Origin of the sequence: Rhizobium sp. Nf11,1, assembly GCF_050587665.1 — a bacterium.
GTDB lineage: Bacteria > Pseudomonadota > Alphaproteobacteria > Rhizobiales > Rhizobiaceae > Rhizobium.
Map to the genome: position 1 here is coordinate 1 of NZ_JBOBHU010000014.1, position 20,214 is coordinate 20,214.

At 61.3% G+C, this 20,214-nt stretch carries 21 protein-coding genes and 1 tRNA gene; 12 read left to right on the forward strand and 10 right to left on the reverse strand.

The window, feature by feature from the left end:
• Window positions 1-9: 9 nt before the first annotated feature.
• A tRNA-Gly gene (locus ACQ7C1_RS20330) sits at window positions 10-84 on the reverse strand.
• 257 nt (window positions 85-341) lie between these two features.
• Between ACQ7C1_RS20330 and ACQ7C1_RS20335 the strand changes: the two genes are divergently transcribed.
• The 4 genes from ACQ7C1_RS20335 (at window position 342) to ACQ7C1_RS20350 (ending at window position 2,843) form a co-directional block, all read left to right on the forward strand.
• Window positions 342-851, forward strand: a complete 510-nt coding sequence (locus ACQ7C1_RS20335; protein ID WP_085780232.1) for a prolyl-tRNA synthetase associated domain-containing protein — start codon at window positions 342-344, stop codon at window positions 849-851.
• Window positions 852-907: 56 nt separating this feature from the next.
• On the forward strand, window positions 908-1,882 hold the full coding sequence (gene trxA / locus ACQ7C1_RS20340; protein ID WP_430959590.1) for a thioredoxin: 975 nt from the start codon (window positions 908-910) through the stop codon (window positions 1,880-1,882).
• Between the two features lie 76 nt (window positions 1,883-1,958).
• The gene (locus ACQ7C1_RS20345; RefSeq protein ID WP_430959591.1) at window positions 1,959-2,645 is read left to right on the forward strand and encodes an LON peptidase substrate-binding domain-containing protein; all 687 of its coding nucleotides are present in this window, start codon (window positions 1,959-1,961) and stop codon (window positions 2,643-2,645) included.
• A 9-nt stretch (window positions 2,646-2,654) separates the two neighbouring features.
• Window positions 2,655-2,843: a Trm112 family protein gene (locus tag ACQ7C1_RS20350; RefSeq protein ID WP_003567459.1), complete on the forward strand. Its 189-nt coding sequence runs from the start codon at window positions 2,655-2,657 to the stop codon at window positions 2,841-2,843.
• An 18-nt stretch (window positions 2,844-2,861) separates the two neighbouring features.
• Here ACQ7C1_RS20350 and ACQ7C1_RS20355 read toward each other — a convergent pair whose 3' ends face one another.
• Window positions 2,862-4,076, reverse strand: a complete 1,215-nt coding sequence (locus tag ACQ7C1_RS20355) for a ubiquinone biosynthesis hydroxylase (protein ID WP_430959592.1) — start codon at window positions 4,074-4,076, stop codon at window positions 2,862-2,864.
• Window positions 4,077-4,160: 84 nt separating this feature from the next.
• Between ACQ7C1_RS20355 and tesB the strand changes: the two genes are divergently transcribed.
• The 6 genes from tesB (at window position 4,161) to ACQ7C1_RS20385 (ending at window position 11,683) form a co-directional block, all read left to right on the forward strand.
• A complete protein-coding gene (gene tesB, locus ACQ7C1_RS20360) occupies window positions 4,161-5,045 on the forward strand; it encodes an acyl-CoA thioesterase II (RefSeq protein WP_183706495.1) in 885 nt (294 codons plus the stop codon).
• Window positions 5,046-5,255: 210 nt separating this feature from the next.
• Window positions 5,256-5,606, forward strand: coding sequence for a P-II family nitrogen regulator (locus tag ACQ7C1_RS20365; protein ID WP_003543684.1), 351 nt, complete (start codon window positions 5,256-5,258; stop codon window positions 5,604-5,606).
• 27 nt (window positions 5,607-5,633) lie between these two features.
• Complete coding sequence (locus ACQ7C1_RS20370; protein WP_430959593.1) at window positions 5,634-7,058, forward strand: ammonium transporter; 1,425 nt, start codon at window positions 5,634-5,636, stop codon at window positions 7,056-7,058.
• A 244-nt stretch (window positions 7,059-7,302) separates the two neighbouring features.
• The gene (locus tag ACQ7C1_RS20375; protein WP_430959594.1) at window positions 7,303-9,972 is read left to right on the forward strand and encodes a DNA translocase FtsK 4TM domain-containing protein; all 2,670 of its coding nucleotides are present in this window, start codon (window positions 7,303-7,305) and stop codon (window positions 9,970-9,972) included.
• Window positions 9,973-10,110: 138 nt separating this feature from the next.
• Window positions 10,111-10,779: an outer membrane lipoprotein carrier protein LolA gene (locus ACQ7C1_RS20380; RefSeq protein WP_430959595.1), complete on the forward strand. Its 669-nt coding sequence runs from the start codon at window positions 10,111-10,113 to the stop codon at window positions 10,777-10,779.
• 100 nt (window positions 10,780-10,879) lie between these two features.
• On the forward strand, window positions 10,880-11,683 hold the full coding sequence (locus ACQ7C1_RS20385; protein ID WP_430959596.1) for an exodeoxyribonuclease III: 804 nt from the start codon (window positions 10,880-10,882) through the stop codon (window positions 11,681-11,683).
• Window positions 11,684-11,689: 6 nt separating this feature from the next.
• On the opposite strand, the gene ACQ7C1_RS20390 is transcribed toward ACQ7C1_RS20385, so the two are convergent.
• The gene (locus tag ACQ7C1_RS20390; protein ID WP_011427160.1) at window positions 11,690-12,145 is read right to left on the reverse strand and encodes a cyclic nucleotide-binding domain-containing protein; all 456 of its coding nucleotides are present in this window, start codon (window positions 12,143-12,145) and stop codon (window positions 11,690-11,692) included.
• A gap of 130 nt (window positions 12,146-12,275) precedes the next feature.
• Entirely contained in the window at window positions 12,276-12,959 is a 684-nt protein-coding gene (locus tag ACQ7C1_RS20395) for a response regulator transcription factor (RefSeq protein WP_011427159.1), read from the reverse strand.
• A 168-nt stretch (window positions 12,960-13,127) separates the two neighbouring features.
• Here ACQ7C1_RS20395 and ACQ7C1_RS20400 point away from each other — a divergent pair, with 168 nt between their 5' ends.
• Both ACQ7C1_RS20400 and ACQ7C1_RS20405 read left to right on the forward strand, forming a co-directional pair.
• The gene (locus ACQ7C1_RS20400; protein ID WP_097598216.1) at window positions 13,128-13,649 is read left to right on the forward strand and encodes a L,D-transpeptidase family protein; all 522 of its coding nucleotides are present in this window, start codon (window positions 13,128-13,130) and stop codon (window positions 13,647-13,649) included.
• Between the two features lie 131 nt (window positions 13,650-13,780).
• Entirely contained in the window at window positions 13,781-14,611 is an 831-nt protein-coding gene (locus tag ACQ7C1_RS20405; protein WP_430959597.1) for an aldo/keto reductase, read from the forward strand.
• A 108-nt stretch (window positions 14,612-14,719) separates the two neighbouring features.
• On the opposite strand, the gene leuC is transcribed toward ACQ7C1_RS20405, so the two are convergent.
• From leuC to rimM, 6 genes are all read right to left on the reverse strand, one after another.
• Window positions 14,720-16,129 (reverse strand): 3-isopropylmalate dehydratase large subunit, encoded by a 1,410-nt coding sequence (gene leuC / locus ACQ7C1_RS20410; RefSeq protein ID WP_183706507.1) that lies wholly within the window; start codon window positions 16,127-16,129, stop codon window positions 14,720-14,722.
• A 273-nt stretch (window positions 16,130-16,402) separates the two neighbouring features.
• Window positions 16,403-17,221 carry an amino acid ABC transporter permease gene (locus tag ACQ7C1_RS20415; protein ID WP_085779773.1) on the reverse strand — a complete coding sequence of 273 codons (819 nt, stop codon included), beginning with the start codon at window positions 17,219-17,221 and terminating at the stop codon, window positions 16,403-16,405.
• Between the two features lie 18 nt (window positions 17,222-17,239).
• A complete protein-coding gene (locus ACQ7C1_RS20420; RefSeq protein ID WP_430959598.1) occupies window positions 17,240-18,037 on the reverse strand; it encodes a basic amino acid ABC transporter substrate-binding protein in 798 nt (265 codons plus the stop codon).
• 138 nt (window positions 18,038-18,175) lie between these two features.
• Window positions 18,176-18,718 (reverse strand): 50S ribosomal protein L19, encoded by a 543-nt coding sequence (gene rplS / locus ACQ7C1_RS20425; RefSeq protein WP_064708028.1) that lies wholly within the window; start codon window positions 18,716-18,718, stop codon window positions 18,176-18,178.
• 211 nt (window positions 18,719-18,929) lie between these two features.
• A complete protein-coding gene (gene trmD, locus ACQ7C1_RS20430; RefSeq protein WP_430959599.1) occupies window positions 18,930-19,631 on the reverse strand; it encodes a tRNA (guanosine(37)-N1)-methyltransferase TrmD in 702 nt (233 codons plus the stop codon).
• Window positions 19,631-20,197, reverse strand: a complete 567-nt coding sequence (rimM, locus tag ACQ7C1_RS20435; RefSeq protein ID WP_097598324.1) for a ribosome maturation factor RimM — start codon at window positions 20,195-20,197, stop codon at window positions 19,631-19,633. Before rimM ends, trmD begins: the two co-directional genes overlap by 1 nt.
• Window positions 20,198-20,214: the final 17 nt, after the last annotated feature.

The following is a 20,214-nucleotide window of genomic DNA, read 5'->3' on the forward strand; positions in this document are numbered from 1 at the left end:
GAGAAAAACTGGAGCGGGCGAAGGGATTCGAACCCTCGACCCCAACCTTGGCAAGGTTGTGCTCTACCCCTGAGCTACACCCGCTCAATCCGCATCGGTCCGGGGTAGTCGTTGGACCGTGGGCGCCGCCTCGTGGCGACGGGCGCTATATGGCCTAACGGATTTTCAAATGCAACAGGGAAATGACGGAGAAGCGAAGAAAAATTTCGGTGTCCGGCGAGGCAGAGCGGAAAGGGCGCAAAACGGGGGTAGAGCATCGGTTGCGAAGATTGCCAAACATTGTGGACGGACTTAATCAGGACGCCTCGACTTTTCCTTATCTCCGTTCGATGGATTACCCGATGTCCGATAATACCCCCAAGACAAGAGAAGAATTGTTCGCCTTCCTCGACGGGCTCGGCATCGCCCATAAGACAGTGGATCATGCGCCTGTTTTCACCGTGGCCGAATCAGTTGCGTTGCGCGACGCGATCCCCGGCGGCCACACGAAGAATCTTTTCATCAAGGACAAGAAGGACAGGTATTTCCTGCTGACGGTGGAGGAGAATGCCGAGGTCGACCTCAAGCAGGTTCACACCATTATTGGCGGGTCCGGCCGGGTCTCCTTCGGCAGAGCGGAGAAGCTGATGGAGTATCTCGGTGTCATTCCGGGAGCGGTCACTGCCTTCGGCGCGATCAACGACATCGGCGGAAACGTCACTTTCGTGCTCGATGCCGATCTGATGGCCGAGGAAATCATCAACTGCCATCCGCTCTCCAACGATGCGACAACATCGATTGCGAGCGGCGACCTCATCCGTTTCATGGAAGCGACCGGACATAAGCCGCTTGTCTTGAAAGTGACGTCCTGACATACGATTTTAGCGCTACAATGACGCCGGCAGGATCGGCGCGGCGGGAGATACCTATGAGCGGCAGCAACAACCCCTATAACGGTTCCTTCGGAAATCAGATGTCGGCGACGGCAAGCTTCGGCGCTCAGCCGGAAGCGGCGGCTGCGGCCGGCAGCTACATCAGCGACACGACGACTGCGAATTTCGGCAAGGACGTCATTGAGGCGTCGCGCAAACATCCGGTGCTGGTCGATTTCTGGGCGCCGTGGTGCGGTCCCTGCAAGCAGCTGACGCCGGTCCTGGAGAAGGTGGTCAACGAAGGAAAGGGCCGCGTGCGGCTGGTCAAGATGAACATCGACGACCATCCCTCGATTGCCGGCCAGCTCGGCATCCAGTCGATCCCCGCCGTCATCGCCTTCGTCAACGGCCGCCCGGCCGACGGCTTCATGGGCGCGGTGCCGGAAAGCCAGATCCGCCAGTTCATCGATCGCATCGCCGGTCCGGCCGGCGCCGACGAGGCGGCCGAAATCGAAGCCGTGCTGACGGAAGCGGCAGACCTGCTTGCGGCCGGCAATGTCAATGAGGCCGCGCAGCTTTACGGCGCGGTCATGCAGGCCGACCCGGAAAATCCCAAGGCGCTTGCCGGCATGGCCGAGTGCATGATCGCCGCAAACCAGCATCAGCGGGCGCGCGAAGCGCTGACCGATCTGCCGGAAGAGGTCGCGAAGGACGCCGGCATCCAGGCCGTGCTGAAGAAGCTCGACCAGATCGAGGAGGCGCGCAAGCTCGGCGATCCCGTCGCGCTCGAGCGCGAGCTGGCGGCCGATCCCGACAATCACGAGGCGCGGCTGAAGCTTGCCAAGATCCTCAATGTCGAAGGCCGGCGCGACGAGGCCGCCGAACATCTGCTTCTCATCATGCGCAAGGATCGCGCCTTCGACGATGACGGCGCCCGTCGACAGCTGCTGCAGTTCTTCGAGGTCTGGGGCTTCAAGGATCCGGCGACGGTTGCTGCGAGGCGCAAGCTTTCGGCGATGCTGTTCTCCTAAGTTTAGAAAATCTGCCCTTGCGTTTTCGGGCAGGGGCACCACATTCTCGTCAGGACGGGCATGCTCGTTTACAAGGATGCGGGACGGTTTCATGCAAGTCGGTAATGCCAGATACCTGAAGCCGGGCGATCTGCCCGATGCGATCGCCGTCTTCCCCCTGACCGGAGCCCTCCTTCTGCCGGCCGGGCAGCTTCCTCTCAACATCTTCGAGCCGCGTTATCTCGCGATGCTCGACGCAGCGCTCAGCGGAAACCGGCTGATCGGCATGGTGCAGCCGGCGCTCGGCGAACATGAGGACAAGGGTGGCGAGCCTAGCCTGGCCGCTGTCGGCTGCCTCGGCCGCATTACCTCCTTCGCCGAGACCGGCGACGGGCGTTATATCGTGTCGCTGACCGGGGTCTGCCGCTTCCGGCTCCTGGAGGAGAAGGTGACCAGCGATCCCTTCCGTATCTTCCGCATTGCGCCGTTCATCGCCGATCTTTCGGCTGCGAACGAGGAGGAGGCGGTCGATCGCACCGCTCTGCTGACCGCCTTCAAGGCCTATCTCGATGCCAACAAGCTGGAGGCCGACTGGGAGAGCGTCGAGCGGGCGAGCAACCTGACGCTCGTCAATTCGCTCGCCATGATGTCGCCGTTCGGGCCGGCCGAAAAACAGGCGCTCCTGGAGGCGCCCGACCTGAAGACGCGGGCGGAGACGCTGATCGCCATTACCGAAATCGTGCTGGCGCGAGTCTTCGGTGACTCCGATACGGTTCTGCAGTAAACTTCGGCCATGGACGAAAAACTCAGCCGCGTCGATCCGAAACTGCTCGAACTCCTGGTCTGCCCGCTCTCCAAGGGCCGGCTTTCCTATGATCGCGAGCACAATGAACTTGTTTCGGAAAAGGCGCAGCTTGCCTATCCGATCCGCGACGGAATTCCGATCATGCTGGTATCCGAGGCTAGGCGTCTCGACGAATAGCGTGTTTCTTCAAATCACCTAAATCGTCTGACCGGCCAGCAGGCGCGGACTGTCCTTGGCGGTCGTCCCGGCCGCTTGGCCGATGAAGAAGGATTTGAGGCGCGGCAGCCGGTCGACAAGGCCGAGACCGACATCGCGGGCGATGCGGATCGGCATCGCATCGTTGGAGAACAGCCGGTTCAGCACGTCGGTCGTCACGCCCATGCGGAAGGTGTCGAAGCGCCGCCAGGTCTGGTAGCGTTCGAGAATGTTGACCGAGCCGATATCGAGGCCGAGGCGGTCGGCCTCGACGATGGTTTCAGCGAGGGCCGCGACATCCTTGAAGCCGAGATTGAGGCCTTGTCCCGAGATTGGATGGATGCCGTGGGCGGCGTCGCCGGCCAGCGCGAAACGCGGGGCGACGAAGGCGCGGGCAAGCGTCAGGCCGAGCGGAAAGGCGCGCTTGTCGCCGATCACCCTCAGTGCCCCGAGCTTGTGGCCGAAGCGGCGTTCCAATTCCTCCTCGAATACCAGCTCGTCGGCGGCGACCAGCCTGTCGGCATCATGCGTGCGCTCCGTCCAGACGAGCGACGATCGGTTGTTCCTGAGCGGCAGGATGGCGAAGGGGCCGGCCGGCAGGAAGTGCTCCTCGGCGCAGCCGTCATGCGGCCGCTCATGTTCGACGGTCGCGACAATGCCGGACTGGCCGTAGTCCCAGGTGACGGTCCTGATGCCGGCGAGATCGCGCAGCTTCGAGCGCACGCCGTCGCAGGCAACCACCAGCCGGGATTCGAGCATGCTGCCGTCCGAAAGCGTGACGGTGGCATGGCTGTCCTGGGTTTTGAGCTCCGTCGCGGTCAATCCGTGGCGTATGTCGATGCCGAGCCGTTCGCAGGCGCCGCGAAGTGCTGTCACCATGGTGACATTCGGAATCATGTGCGCGAAGGGCCGGCCTTCGGCCACTTCGCCGTCAAAGGTCAGGAAAACCGGGCGAACCGGATCGGAGGTCCTGGAATCGGTGACGATCATCTTGGTGATCGGCTGCGCTTCCGGCTCGATCTCGTTCCAGATGCCGAAGACTTCGAGCATCTTTGAGGCCGCCGCGATGATGGCTGAAGCGCGCGTATCGTTTTTCCAGACATGCTCGGGGGCGGCCTCCACGACCGCGACGTTCAGATGGGGCGCTGCCTGCTTGACCGCGACCGCCGCAGAAAGGCCGACATACCCCCCGCCCACAACCAGCATATCCAGCATCGCGCCGCTCCCGTACCTTGTGCCTCAGATGTGATCTATATAGATCATCGCAACTTCACTTCCTACCGCCGGGAGGCATACAAAATGACGCGCGAGACGAGCGAACCTTCGGCGATGGAGAGGCTGCTTGCGACGCTCGATCTGGAGCCGATCGAGGTCGATATCTTCCGCGGCCGCAGTCCGCAGGCCGGCTGGCAGCGGGTCTTCGGCGGCCAGGTCATCGGCCAGGCGCTGATGGCGGCACAGCGCACCATCGGGGCCAAGCGCTTCGTTCATTCGCTGCACGCTTATTTCATGCGCCCCGGCGATCCCTCGGTACCGATCATCTACCAGGTGGAGCGCATCCGCGACGGATCGAGCTTCAACACCCGGCGCGTCGTCGCTATCCAGCACGGCAAGGCAATCTTCGCGCTGTCGGCTTCTTTCCAGGTCGAGGAAGCAGGCTTCGACCACCAGATCGCCATGCCCGAGGTGGCGATGCCCGAAGAGCTGCTTGGCGAGCAGCAGATCAAGGAGCAATATCTCGCGCATGCACCGGAAGCGATCCGGAAATATTGGGAGCGCGAGCGGCCGATCGAGATCCGTCCCGTCTCGCTGACCCATTATTTTTCCGACAGGAAGCTCGAGCCCCGGCAGGACGTCTGGGTGCGCGCCACCGGTCCGGTTCCCGATGACCGGCTCTATCAGGCGGCGGTGCTTGCCTATCTCTCAGACATGACGCTGCTCGATACGTCGCTTTATGCCCACGGAACGTCCATCTTCGACCAGAGCCTGCAGGTGGCAAGTCTCGATCACTCCATGTGGTTCCACCGACCCTGCAAACTCGACGACTGGCTGCTCTATACGCAGGACAGCCCCTCGGCTTCGGGCGCCAGGGGATTAACCCGCGGGAGCCTGTTCACCCGGACAGGTGTGCTGATCGCATCGGTCGCGCAAGAAGGATTGATTCGGAAAAAGGCAAATGAATAAATAACAGGCATATTTGCAGATTTGCGCATTATTTGTGCGCTTATTGCTCGGTCAATTGCCTGTTTATTGGCATTCCCAATTATAACATTTATTTTTCAATAAGTTAACTTCGGCTTCGAATCTGGCACGTCCTTTGAATGTATATCGCCGGTCGCTGTTCAGGAACGTCAGCGGCAAGGAGAGTCGGCTCCGCGCCGAGGATAACGAAGGATGGGAAACCAGATGAAAATTGTGATGGCTATTATCAAGCCGTTCAAGCTCGATGAGGTCCGCGAAGCCCTTACGGCGATCGGCATTCAGGGCCTGACCGTAACCGAAGTGAAGGGCTACGGGCGCCAGAAGGGGCATACCGAAATCTATCGCGGCACCGAATATGCGGTCAGCTTCCTGCCGAAGCTCAAGATCGAAATCGCGGTTGCATCGGAACTTGTCGACAGGGCGGTCGAAGCCATCGCGGCGTCGGCCAAGACCGGCCAGATCGGTGACGGCAAGATTTTCGTCTATTCGATCGACCATGCCGTGCGCATCCGTACGGGCGAAACCGATTCAGAAGCGCTGTAAGAACGGCAGATCAAGGAGCCTTTTCCAATGTCAATCTCGAAGTTTTCTTCCACCTTTGCGCGCGTCGGCGCTGCATCGGCCGCGCTTCTTGCGCCGGTCGTCGCTTTTGCGCAGGAGACTGCCGCGCCAGCTGCTGCCGCCGCTGCTCCTGCCTTCACCATGGACAAGGGTGACAATACCTGGATGCTCGTCTCCTCGGCGCTCGTCCTTCTGATGACCATCCCCGGCCTTGCGCTTTTCTACGGCGGTCTCGTGCGCGCCAAAAACATGCTCTCCGTGCTGATGCAGGTCTTCATGATCACGGCGGTCGTGTCGCTGATCTGGGTGACCTACGGCTATTCGCTCGCCTTTACCGACGGCGGCTCGCTGAACAGCTTCATCGGCGGCTTCTCCAAGGCCTTCCTCGCCGGCGTCAACACATCGTCGCTTGCCGAAACCTTCTCGAAGGGCGTCGCCATTCCGGAATACACCTTCATCGTCTTCCAGATGACCTTCGCCTGCATCACGCCCGGCCTGATCGTCGGCGCCTTCGCCGAACGCGTCAAGTTCTCGGCCGTCATGCTCTTCGTCGTGCTGTGGGTCACCTTCATCTACTTCCCGATGGCGCACATGGTCTGGTTCTGGGGCGGCCCGAGTTCCTACAGCGCACCGGCCGGCCTGATCTTCTCTTACGGCGCAATCGACTTCGCCGGCGGCACGGTCGTTCACATCAATGCCGGTATCGCCGGCCTTGTCGGCGCCATCATGCTCGGCAAGCGCACGGGCTATAAGAAGGAAATCATGGCTCCGCATTCGATGACGCTGACCATGGTCGGTGCCTCGCTGCTCTGGGTCGGCTGGTTCGGCTTCAATGCCGGCTCCAACCTCGAAGCCAATGGCTATGCATCGCTTGCGATGATCAACACCTTCGTCGCGACGGCCGCCGCCGCCGTGTCCTGGTGCATCGTCGAAAGCCTCGCCCGCGGCAAGGCCTCGATGCTCGGCGGCGCTTCCGGTGCCGTCGCCGGTCTCGTCGCCATCACGCCAGCGGCAGGTTTTGCCGGTCCGATGGGCTCGATCGTTCTCGGCCTCGTCGTCTCGCCGATCTGCTACTTCTTCGTCGACGTCGTGAAGAATAAGTTCAACTATGACGACAGCCTCGACGTCTTCGGCGTGCATTGCATCGGTGGCATCATCGGCGCTCTCGGCACCGGCATCCTCGTCAATCCGGCGCTGGGCGGTGCAGGCATTGTCGACTATTCGACGGCTGATTTTGCCGCCACCTATGCCGGCACGGCAACCCAGGTCTTGAACCAGGCGAAGGGCGTTCTCACCACCCTCCTGTGGTCGGGCATCGGTTCGGCGATCCTCTACAAGATCGTCGATGTCGTCATCGGCCTGCGCGTCTCCGTCGAGGCCGAGCGCGAAGGTCTCGACCTGGCGACCCACGGCGAAGCCGCCTATCACTCGTAATCTCGGCTTTGGGCGCCCGCGTGAGGGCGCCCCACACAGCCCGTCGCGGCTCTCACCAAGAGCCGCTCTTGGCCCGAACCTTCCACCGGTTCGGGCCTTTTTTATTTTCATCGCCGGCATTGGGCACGCCGGAATGCATGGTTAACATCGCTTTAACCCCGCTCTGGTTAGGTAGAGCGGACGCATTTGGCATGGCGAGGCTTCGGCGATTCGCCTGCCCTCAGGCATTGGACGGGTTAGACACATGGCAAGAAGCACGTCGCCGGCAATGGATGGCCGTCCGGATCGGTTCTCCTTCTCGGCATTCATGCTGCGGCAGATCCAGGCACTCATCGGCTTTGCGATCTTTCTGCTGCTGGCTTTCTCAGTTGCGGCGCTGGCGACGTGGAATGTCGCCGATCCGAGCTATTCCTACGCCACTGCCAACCTGCCGACGAATATTCTCGGCTACAGCGGTGCTGCCTTTGCCGATATCGTCATGCAGTTTCTGGGGCTTGCCAGTGTCGTGGCGATGCTGCCGATCGTGGCCTGGGCGCTGACGATGATCTCCGGCCGTCGCTTCGACCGCATTCCCGCCCGCATCGGCGCCTGGCTTGCCGGCTCCGTGCTTTGCTCCGCCGTCATCGGCTGTTTTCCGCCGCCGCTCACCTGGCCGATCCCGAACGGTATCGGCGGCGTCATCGGCGATATGATTCTGCGTTTTCCCGCACTCTTCGTCGGCGCCTATCCCACAGGGACCTTCGCCATGGTCGTCGGCTGCATTTTTGCCGTGCCGACGGCCTGGATGATGCTCTTTGCATCAGGCCTCGTCGGCCGCAGCGAGACCGATGACGAAATCGAGGACGATTACGTCGAGACAACAAGCAAGGCGCGGGTGGTCGGAGACGAGGATGAGGAAGAGGACGAATCGCGCTGGGTCGCTTTCAGCGGCGCGATGACGCATGCCTGGTTCATGAGCCAGGGCCGGCTGCGCCGGCTGTTCGGCATGGGACCGCGCAAGCGGCGCCAGGGTGATTTCGAATCGCCCTATGATTTCAACGACGATGAATTCGGAACGCTGAACGAACCGGTCCGCGCCAAAGCGCCGGCCGTCCGCGGCGAGCGCCTCGAGCCGTCGATGGAGCCGCGCTCGGCTTCGCTCCGCCGCGTCGCCGCGCCATCGCTTTCCATCGACGATGAGGATGAGGAAGACGATCCGCCCTTCGATACCGACATGCCGCCGCGTCCGGCCGACATTCTGCCTGACGACGATGATGACGACTGGATGATCCGTGCGCCGGCAAAAGCCGCCGCCAAGCCGGAGCCTCGCGTCGTCCCGGCGATCACGCGTCCGAAGCCCGGCGCGCGTGTCGAGCGGGAAGCGCAGGGCTCGTTCATTCGTCCCGAGGGCTTCCAGCTTCCCTCGATGCATTTGCTCGCCGAGCCCAGGAACGTGGTGCGCGATTCGACACTGTCGGCCGATGCGCTGGAGCAGAATGCCCGCATGCTCGAAGGCGTGCTCGAGGATTTCGGCGTCAAGGGCGAAATCATTCATGTCCGTCCCGGCCCCGTGGTCACGCTGTACGAACTGGAGCCGGCGCCCGGCATCAAATCGTCGCGCGTCATCGGCCTTGCCGACGATATCGCCCGTTCGATGAGCGCCATTGCCGCCCGCGTCGCCGTCGTGCCGGGCCGCAATGCGATCGGTATCGAACTGCCGAACCAGACACGCGAGACCGTCTATCTCCGCGAACTGATTGCGTCGCGGGATTTCGACGGCAGCAAGGCCAAGCTCGCCATGGCGCTCGGCAAGACGATCGGCGGCGAAGCCGTCATCGCCGACCTCGCCAAGATGCCGCATCTGCTCGTCGCCGGCACCACCGGTTCGGGCAAATCGGTCGCCATCAACACGATGATCCTGTCGCTGCTCTACCGCATGACGCCGGAACAGTGCCGGCTGATCATGATCGACCCGAAGATGCTCGAACTCTCCGTCTATGACGGCATTCCGCATCTGCTTTCGCCTGTTGTCACCGATCCGAAGAAGGCTGTCGTCGCGCTGAAATGGACGGTGCGCGAGATGGAAGAGCGCTACAAGAAGATGTCGAAGATCGGCGTGCGCAACATCGACGGCTTCAACACGCGCGTCGAACAGGCCTTGTCGAAGGGTGAGGTGATCTCGCGCACGGTGCAGACCGGCTTCGACCGCCATACCGGCGAAGCCATGTACGAGACCGAGGAATTCGATCTGAAGCCGATGCCCTATATCGTCGTCATCATCGACGAAATGGCCGATCTGATGATGGTCGCCGGCAAGGATATCGAAGGCGCGGTCCAACGCCTGGCGCAAATGGCGCGTGCGGCTGGCATCCACGTGATCATGGCGACCCAGCGCCCTTCGGTCGACGTCATCACCGGCACGATCAAGGCGAACTTCCCGACCCGCATCTCCTTCCAGGTCACCTCGAAGATCGACAGCCGCACGATTCTCGGCGAGCAGGGCGCCGAACAGCTGCTCGGCATGGGCGACATGCTCTATATGGCGGGCGGCGGGCGCATCCAGCGCGTCCACGGCCCGTTCGTTTCTGATGTCGAGGTGGAAGAGATCGTCTCCTACCTGAAAACGCAGGGCTCGCCGCAATATCTCGATGCGATCACCGCCGATGACGACGAGGACGGCGATTATGGCGGCGGCGGCCCGGCCGGCACGTCGAACCTTTCGGATTCGGAAGATCCCTATGATCAGGCCGTCGCCATCGTGCTGCGCGACGGCAAGGCTTCGACCTCTTACGTCCAACGCCGACTTGGTATCGGCTATAATAGAGCCGCCTCGCTGATCGAGCGCATGGAGAAGGAAGGCATCATCGGGCCGGCCAACCATGCCGGCAAACGAGAAATCCTCGTTCCGACCGAGGGCGACATCCTCGACCGCTGAGACAAGCGCCATATATTTCTGATGTGGCCGCTTTGCGGAAACGTAACGGCATCAACGCCGTTGCTTTTCGCGCGCCGATCGCAACGCCTTGAAGACGCCGCCTTTCAGCGGCATGCAGATCGCATTAAGGAGATTTAGATGCGTAACTCCGATTCCTTCCTCTCCGGCCTGGCGATGACGCGCCGCGATCTTCTCGGCGCTTTCGCCGTCGCTGCTATGGCGAGCGCCGTCCCTATCAGCGCCATCGCGCAGGCGGCAGCGCCCGCCTCCGGCACCGCGCAGGCAATCGCCGATCATTTCTCCGGTGTCACGACGATGCAGGGCGAATTCGTCCAGTTCGGTCCGCGCGGCGAACAAACCGGCGGCAAGTTCTTCATCCAGCGTCCCGGCAAGCTGCGTTTCAACTACGACGACCCGTCGCCAATGCGGGTGATCGCCGACGGCAAGAATGTCGCCATCGGCAATATGAAGCTCAAGACCTGGGATCTCTATCCGCTCTCGAAGACTCCGCTCAGCCTGCTCCTGGCGCAGCATATCGACCTTTCGGCCGGCATGGTGAAGGGCGTGAAGGAGGAGTCGGACCTGACGACGATCGCGCTCGGCAACAATACCGTGTTCGGAAACTCGACCATCACCATGATGTTCGATCCGAAGACCTATGATCTGCGCCAGTGGACGATCACCGACAACCAGGGCAAGGATACGTCGGTGATGATCTTCAACGTGAAGACGGGCGTGCAGTTCGACGACCGCGTCTTCCGGGTGCCCTACGAGAGCATTCCCGGCACGGCAGCTTCACGCGACTGAGGGTTTTCGGTTGATCGCCTGAAGCCTTTGCACGCTGCCGGTTTCCTCCTGCGTGCCTTTGTTCTAAAGCCCTTCCATGAAAGTGTGAAAGGGCTTGGGCATGGGTTTTTCGATTACGACTTGGAACATCAATTCGGTGCGGCTGCGCATGCCGATCATCGAGCAGCTCGTGCTCAAACAGAGGCCTGACATTCTCTGCCTGCAGGAGACCAAGGTGCCGAACGAGCTCTTTCCGGCAGCACCTTTGCGGGCGATGGGCTACGATCACATCATCATCCACGGCCAGAAGGGCTATCACGGGGTCGCAATCGCCTCGCGCATTCCGCTGACGGAGGATCACCGGCAGGATTATTGCGGCGTCGGCGATGCCCGCCACATATCGGCGGTGTTCGAACGCGGCAATCGCCGTGTCCGGCTGCACAATTTCTACGTCCCGGCCGGCGGCGACGAGCCGGATCGCACCATCAATCCGAAATTCGGCCACAAGCTCGATTTCATCGAGGAGATGAAGCAGCTGAAAGCCAATGGCGAGGCCAATACTTCCGCCATCCTCGTCGGCGACCTCAACATCGCGCCGCTGGAGCACGATGTCTGGTCACACAAGCAACTGCTGAAAATCGTCAGCCATACGCCCGTCGAAACCGACGGGCTCATCGAGGTGATGAAGCGTGGCGGCTGGCTCGATCTCATGCGCCAGCATGTGCCGGCGAGCGAGAAGCTTTATACTTGGTGGAGTTACCGGGCCAAGGATTGGGAAGCGGCCGACCGCGGCCGCCGTCTCGACCACATCTGGTCGTCTTCCGATCTAGGGCCGCATCTCCAGCGGATCGAGATTCTCAAGGAAGCGCGCGGCTGGGACCGGCCGTCGGACCACGTGCCGGTAACGGCGCATTTCGATTTCTGACGGCAATCAGCTGAAGCGGTGGAACTGGCTTGCCGCCTTGGCTGCAAGTTCGGCGAGATTGTCGCGGATGCGGTTTTCGATCAGGCGGGCCGCATCGGGATATTCCTCGAGTAGCCGATGGAAGAGGGCGCGGGTGATGCGGATGATGCTTGTGTCTTCGCGCGCGATCGCGGTGAACTTGCGCTCCACCAGGGTGACCAGCGCCAGCTCCGAAATCAGTGTTCCCGGTCCGGCGACAGCCTCCGCCCGCTGCATGCCGTCGCTGCTCGTCGTGCTGAGTTCCAAGCTGCCGCTCAAGACGACGTAGGCGCTCTCGGCCGGGGAGCCTTGGCGGAACAGCATCTGGCCGGCGGCGATCATGCGCCGGTCGGCGCCGAACGCGATCAATCGCAACTGGTCCTCGCTCATGTCCTTGAACAGCGGAAGCTGGGAAAGCAGATGAATGTCGTCGGTCAGCGCCATGTCGGCTTTTCGCCTTAGAGCAATTCCAACAGAAGCGCCTGGCGGTTTTGCCAGGAAAAGCGTGAAACGCTTTTGCTGGGAGCTACGTGAAAACAAAGAGTTAGAGCATCTTTGGAGAAAACGGAATGCTCTAGGGTATGATCTTGTAGCCGCCGTTTTCCGTCACCAGAATTTCGGCGTTGGAGGGATCGCGCTCGATCTTCTGGCGCAGCCGGTACACATGGGTTTCCAGCGTGTGCGTGGTTACACCGGAATTGTAGCCCCAGACCTCTTCAAGAAGCACGTCACGGGTGACGACCTTCTGTTCGGCGCGGTAGAGATAGCGGATGATCGCCGCTTCCTTTTCCGTCAGGCGGATCTTCTGGCCGTTGTCGGTGGTGAGCAGTTTCTGGCTTGGCTTGAAGAGGTAAGGACCGACGGTAAAGGTCGCGTCTTCGCTCTGCTCGTGCTGGCGCAATTGCACGCGAATGCGCGCCAGCAGCACAGCGAAGCGGAAGGGCTTGGTGACATAATCGTTGGCGCCTGCTTCAAGGCCGAGGATCGTGTCCGAATCGGTATCGTGACCGGTGAGCATGATGATCGGCGCCTTGAAGCCGCCCTTGCGCAGGAGCTTCACCGCTTCGCGGCCGTCCATATCGGGCAGGCCGACATCCATGATCAAGAGGTCGACCGGCGTCGAACGGGCGGTCGCAACACCTTTGCCGGCGTTGGCTTCCTGCAGAACCGTGAATTCCTCATAAAGCGACAATTGCTCCGTCAGGGTCTGACGAAGGTCCTCGTCGTCATCCACCAGAAGAATGGTGCGTGCGGTCATGCCGTTGCGTCCTCAAAGTTAAGTCCCCTAGTCCTACGCCAAATTGTAGCTTTGGCAAGGATCGGCCGGCGGTGCTGTTGCCGCGCAGCTTTTCATATGATTTCAATCAACGCCTCAGGCAATGCAAGACATGCGAGAAAAATGGAAAAAGCAAGGCGGAGCCGGGGCATGCGGCCATCGACGATCGTGGTGCGCCCCGCGCCAGGGAAGAAGAGCCGCGCCATCGTCCGATTCGGCGCAATCACCATCCCTGCCGCGATCGGCCGTTCGGGCCGGACCATCCTGAAACGCGAGGGCGACGGCGCCACGCCGATCGCGGCAATGCGGCTGATTTCCGGCTTCCGGCGCGGTGAACGGAACGGTCAGCTCATCACCTCGCTGCCCATTCGCCGCATCCGCGCAGACATGCTCTGGTGCGACCAACCCGGCAACGCCAACTACAATCGCCTCGTGCGGGCGCCATTCGGCGCAAGTCATGAGGAGATGCGGCGTAGTGACGGCCTCTACGATATCTGCCTTGTCATGGACTGGAACATTTCCTCGCGGCTGCGCAACCGCGGTTCGGCGATCTTCTTCCATCTCATCAGGCCTGGCTACGAGCCGACGGCCGGCTGCGTAGCCGTAAGCCTGCGTGACATGCGCCGCCTTCTGCCCCACCTTCGAAAGGGAACGATTGTCCGGGTCCTCTGATTGTCTTCAGGATGCCGCCACCTATATGGTTCCGGTGACCGGACGCTCCGGCTGAAATGCGTTCCGGGACGTCCGCAGGTGCGGGCGCAATCCATGCCTCGTCCAATTCTTCAAACTCCCGGAGATATATTGTGACCGCTCAACCCATCATCACTTTCCATGACGGACATTCCGTTCCCCAGGTCGGTCTCGGCGTCTGGCAGACGCCGCAGGAGATTGCCGCGCCGACGGTACGCACTGCCATTGCCGCCGGCTATCGGCATATCGATACGGCTTCGGGTTACGACAATGAAGAGGGTGTTGGCGAAGGCATCCGCTCGTCCGGCCTCGACCGAAAGGATATCTTCGTCACCACCAAACTCAGGAATACCGACCAGGGCTACGACAATGCGTTGCGCGCCTTCGACGGCAGCCTCAAGAAGCTCGGCTGCGACTATGTCGACCTCTATCTCATTCACTGGCCGTCGCCGCATCGCGGCCTCTACACCGAGACCTGGAAAGCGTTCGTGCGCATCCGCGAAGAGGGCCGCGCCCGCTCGATCGGCGTGTCGAACTTCTATCCCGAACATCTCGAGCGCATCATCGGCGAGACCGGCGTCGTTCCGGTGATCAACCAGATCGAACTGCATCCCGACTTTCAGCAGAAGGCGGCGCAGGAGGTTCACAAGAAACTGAATATCGCCACCGAATCGTGGAGCCCGCTCGGCCAAGGCAAGTTCATTTCGAACCCCGCCATCGCCGAGATCGCCAGGAAGCATGGCAAGACGCCGGCCCAGGTGATCATCCGCTGGCATATCGACACCGGCCTCGTCGTCATCCCGAAGTCGGTCACGCCGTCGCGCATCGAGGAGAACTTCCAGGTGTTCGACTTCAAGCTCGATGCCGACGACATGGCGGAGATTGCCAAGCTCGACAATGCTGGCGCCCGCATGGGTCCGGATCCGATGACGGCGGCTTTCTGATCGCCGGTTGCGCGAACACCGCCGATCGGCTGTAGGCGCCGCAATGTAAAAGCCGCCCGATGCGCGCAGACGCATCGGGCGGCTTTATCTTTCATTCCGTCGGACGGATCAGTTCCACTCGCGGATATCGACGAAGTGCCCGGCAATTGCGGCGGCGGCGGCCATGGCCGGCGAGACGAGATGCGTGCGGCCCTTGAAACCCTGACGGCCTTCGAAATTTCGGTTCGAGGTCGAGGCGCAACGCTCGCCCGGCTTAAGGCGGTCGTCGTTCATGGCAAGGCACATGGAGCAACCCGGCTCGCGCCAGTCAAAACCGGCGGCCTTGAAGATCTTGTCGAGGCCTTCGGCTTCCGCCTGTTCCTTGACGAGGCCGGAGCCGGGGACGATCATCGCGTTGACGGTCGAGGCGACGGTCTTGCCCTCGACGACCTTGGCAGCGGCGCGAAGGTCTTCGATGCGGCCGTTGGTGCACGAGCCGATGAAGACGCGATCGACAGCGATGTCGGTCATCTTCGTGCCCGGCTTCAGGCCCATATAGTCAAGCGCACGCCACTTGGAGGCACGCTTCGTTTCGTCCTGGATTTCATCCGGATTGGGTACGATGCCCTGGACGGAGACGACGTCCTCAGGGGAAGACCCCCAGGAGACGATCGGCGGCAGTTCGGCGGCGTTCAGTTTGACGACGCGGTCGAAATGAGCGCCTTCGTCTGATTTCAGCGTCTTCCAGTAGGCGATCGCCTGTTCCAGCGCTTCGCCCTTGGGCGCGCGCGGCTTGCCCTTGATATATTCGAAGGTGGTTTCGTCGGGAGCGATGAGGCCGGCGCGGGCGCCGCCTTCGATCGACATGTTGCAGATCGTCATGCGGCCTTCCATCGACAGCGCGCGGATCGCTTCGCCGGCATATTCGATGACGTAGCCGGTGCCGCCTGCGGTGCCGATCTCGCCGATGATGGCAAGAACGATATCCTTGGCGGTGACGCCTGCCGGCAGCTGGCCGTCGACCTGCACCAGCATGTTCTTGGCCTTCTTCTGGATCAGCGTCTGGGTGGCGAGAACGTGCTCGACCTCAGATGTGCCGATGCCGTGGGCGAGCGAGCCGAAGGCGCCATGGGTGGAGGTGTGGCTGTCGCCGCAGACAATCGTCATGCCCGGCAGGGTGAAGCCCTGTTCCGGCCCGATGATGTGGACGATGCCCTGGCGCTTATCGTTCTCGGAATAATATTCGACGTGGAATTCGGCAGCGTTCTTGGCGAGCTGCTCGACCTGGATGCGGCTTTCCTCGTTCTTGATGCCGAGATGGCGGTCGGCCGAGGTCGGAACGTTGTGGTCGACGACGGCGAGCGTCTTTTCAGGGGCGCGAACCTTGCGGCCGGACATGCGCAGGCCTTCGAAAGCCTGCGGCGAGGTGACTTCATGGACCAGGTGGCGGTCGATGTAGAGAAGACAGGTGCCGTCTGCCTGCTCGTCGACCAGGTGGTCGTCCCAGATCTTGTCGTAGAGGGTACGCGGTGCGCTCATGGCGGTAAGTCCGTTTTTGGAAGCTTTGGAAAATCGGAAAAAGCGGATCAGGCTCCGCCGGCCGTCATTCGATCAACGAAGTCGGCTGTTGAGTGCACCGGAGACGCATGCAAAGAACCGCGCCGGCAGGCGATAATGATCCTGCAGCACGAATATATGCGCGCCAATGCAACTGAACTTGGATTCCATGGCGCTGGATATAGCGATTTTTGATCGAAACGGCAATTCGAATCGTGAGGCGCGTCCTTTCTGCATCCGAATGGACGCAGGTTTTTAGTGTCGCGGCATCTGCTTCATCTTCTTCTCGATCCGCCGCAGCGCCAGCGACAGTCCGATCGTCAGGATCAGATAGATATAGGTGACGATCGAATAGGTCTCGAAGAAGCGGAAGGAGCCGGAGGCATAGACCTTACCCATCTGCGTGATGTCGGCCACGCCGAGCACCGACACGAGAGACGAATCCTTCACCATCGAGACGAAATCGTTGGAGAGCGGCGGGAGGATGACCCGGATCGCCTGCGGGAAGACAACGAGCCGGAACCGGCGGTAGCGCGACAGGCCGAGCGACTTTGCCGCCTCGATCTGACCGATATCGACCGATTGAAAGCCGGCTCGGAAGACCTCGGCGATGAAGGATGAATAGCCGATCATCAGCGCGATGATGGCCCGCCACATCAGCGATAGGTCGCGCACCAGGATCGGCTCGGCGATACCTGATTTCACCAGGGGCGTGATGATGAAGTTATACGTCGTGACGAAACCGGGCGCACCGACGAAGGCGACGTAGAAGAGCAGCACCAGCATGGGAATGCCGCGGATGATCTCGATGTAGAAGCGGGCGATCTGGCGCAGCACGATGCTGTCGGCCAGCCCGAGCAGCGCGATGCCGAGACCGAGCACCGTTGCAAGCGCAAAGGCGACGAGCGTCACGAACACGGTGACGCCGACGCCATTCACCACGGTCCGGAAGACCTGGGTGTAAATGTCATTGGTGATGATGACGACGGCGAGAACGATGCCGATCAGGACAAGGACGGCCAGCCACCAGGGACGGTCGTCCTTCTCGTGTCGCGGGGATGGTTGGGGCGCCATCTGCGATCGCTCGGCGGATTATTCGCCCATCTTGTAGTCGAGGAACCATTTCTTGTTCAGTGCGTCGAAGGTGCCGTCGGACTTCAGCGCTGTGATAGCCGCATTGACTGGAGCGACGAGATCGGAACCCTTCGGGAAGATGAAGCCGAAGTCCTCGGTGCCGAGCGGTTCGCCGACGACCTTCAGGCCGCCGTTGGAAGAATCGACATAGCCCTTGGCAGCGACGCTGTCGGTGAGGACGAGATCGACGTCGCCTGTTTTCAGGGCTTGCACGGTGGCGCCGAATGTTTCGAAAAGCTTGATGCGCGGGTTCTGTTCGTTGCCGTCGAGGATTTCGTAGACGGCGGTGTAGAAAGGCGAGGTGCCAGGCTGGGCGCCGATCAGGCCGTCTTTGAATTCACCAAAGGACTTGGCGTCGGTGAAGCGCTTCTCATCGCCGCGCACCAGCATGAATTGCTGGGAACGCATATAAGGATCGGAGAAATCCACCTTCTGCTTGCGGTCGTCCTTGATGGTGATGCCGGTCATGCCGATGTTGTACTGGCCGTCGGAAACCGCCTGGATCATCGCGTCCCAGCTGGTGTTCTGATATTCGACCTTGAAATTCAGCCGCTTGGCGATCTCATTCATCGCATCATATTCCCAGCCGATCGCTTTGCCGGATTTCGGGTCGACGAACTGCAGCGGCGGATAGGCATTCTCGGTGACGACGATGACGCTCTTGCCGCCAAGATCCGGCAGTTCGGCGGCCGATGCGACTATAGGCGCAAGCATAAGGGCGGCGAAGCTTGCGAGAACGGTGCGACGAAACAGCATAGAACGGCTCCAAAATTGAACGGCGAAAATTGTCACGGATGACCTGCCGAAGGCAAGGCCGCCGGCCGCACGGTCGCGTAAAAAATAGAAAAGGCGATCCGAAGACCGCCTTTCCAGAAACAGAATTTTGCGCAGATCTTATTCTGCGGCCTTCTCGGCTTCGGCTGCAGCAGCTGCTTCAGCAGCGGCCTTGGCTTCGGCAGCTTCTGCTGCTGCCTTTTCGGCCGCGAGCGCCTGGGCGGCTGCAACCTTCTCGGCTTCGATACGGGCCTTCTCCTCGGCGACAGCAGCGCGTTCGGCGTCGTTGAGCTTGCGGGCGCGAACGCCGGTGTCTTCGACGATACGAGCGGACTTGCCGCGACGGTCGCGGAGGTAATAGAGCTTGGCGCGACGGACCTTACCGCGACGAACGACGTCGACGCTTTCGATCAGCGGCGAGTAGACCGGGAATACGCGCTCGACGCCTTCGCCGTAGGAGATCTTGCGGACCGTGAAGTTTTCCTGCAGGCCGCCGCCGGAGCGGGCGATGCAGACGCCTTCATAGGCCTGAACGCGGGTACGGTTGCCTTCCGTAACCTTCACGTTGACGCGGACGGTGTCGCCCGGGGAGAATTCGGGGAGGGTGCGCTTGGCTTCGATCTTGGCGGCCTGTTCGGCCTCAAGCTGCTGGATGATGTTCATCGTCTTAACCTTTGGTTCTTCTGAAACAGCCAGAGCGCTCGACACTGATCCTTTGGCTTAGCCTCAGGATTGTGCCCTTGCGGGCGGGAGCGGATTCGCCATTCTTTGTTTGCTGGCAGACGGGGCTAACCCCATTTCCGCGTGCGCCAATACACGAAAGGCCGGGGCTTGTCATCCCTCGCACGACATTTTTGTGAAAAGGCCGGCGAAATCAGCCGTTTTTCTCGGTTTTAACGCTATCGAGCAAGTCCGGCCGCCGTTCCCGCGTCAGTCGCACCGCTTCCTGGTAGCGCCATTTCTCGATGGCCCCGTGGTTGCCGGACGTCAAGACGGAGGGAATTTCCCGGCCTTCCCACTCTTGGGGGCGGGTATAATGGGGATGTTCCAGCAGGCCGCCCTCGAAGCTTTCGTGCAGGCCGGAAAGATCGTTGCCCATAACGCCGGGCAGGGTGCGGATGATCGCATCAAGCAGAACCAGCGCCGCCGGCTCGCCACCCGACAGCACGTAATCGCCGATCGAGACCTCTTCCAATCCGCGTGCCTCGATCACCCGCTGGTCGACGCCCTCGAAGCGACCGCAGACGATGATGACACCGTCACCCGCCGCAAGCTCACGCACGCGCTGCTGAGTTAGCGGACGGCCGCGCGGGCTCATCAGCAGGCGCGGCCGGGGATCATTCTCACCGCCGCTGTCGATCGCGCGAGCAAGAACGTCTGCCTTCAGCACCATGCCGGCGCCGCCGCCCGCCGGGGTGTCGTCGACGGTGCGGTGTCTGTCAGTGGCGAAATCACGTATTTGCACCAGATCCAGCGACCATTGCCCACGCTCCATCGCCTTGCCGGCGAGCGAGAAGCCAAGATGCCCCGGAAACATTTCCGGATAAAGTGTCAGTATGCGCGCCCGGAAAGCCATTACTTCTTCTTTTTCGGCTTGCCCGCAGTGAACTGCGACAGCTCGGGCTCATCGACCAGTCCCGCCGCCAGCGGATCGATCAGCAGCGTACCGGCTTCGAGATCGATTTCCAGCACCGAGGCTTCGGAGAAGGGAATGAGGACCGGGCGCTTGCCCGGGCCCTTGAGCTCCAGGAGATCGCCGGCGCCGAAATCGAATACACCGGTGACCGTCCCGTAGCTGACGCCTTTGTCATCAAGCGCTTCGAGCCCTTCGAGATCGGCATAGTAGAATTCGTCGTCCTCGAGCTCCTCGTCCGGCAGGTTGTCTCGTTCGATATAGAGTTCGAGTCCGTTCAGCGCTTCGGCGGCGTTGCGGTCGTTAATGCCGCGGAAACGGACAACGACGACGTTCTTCATCTCGCGGATTTCGAGGATTTCGAAGCTGCGTCCGTCCATGCTGTGCAGAAGGCCATAATCGCCGAGCGCGGTCGGATCGGCCGTGTAGGCCTTGGCGCGCACCTCGCCCCTGAGGCCCTGTGCGCCGCCGATCGTAGCCATCAAAACCGGGTTTTCAAGCTTTGTCATGGGTTCCTTCATGTGAA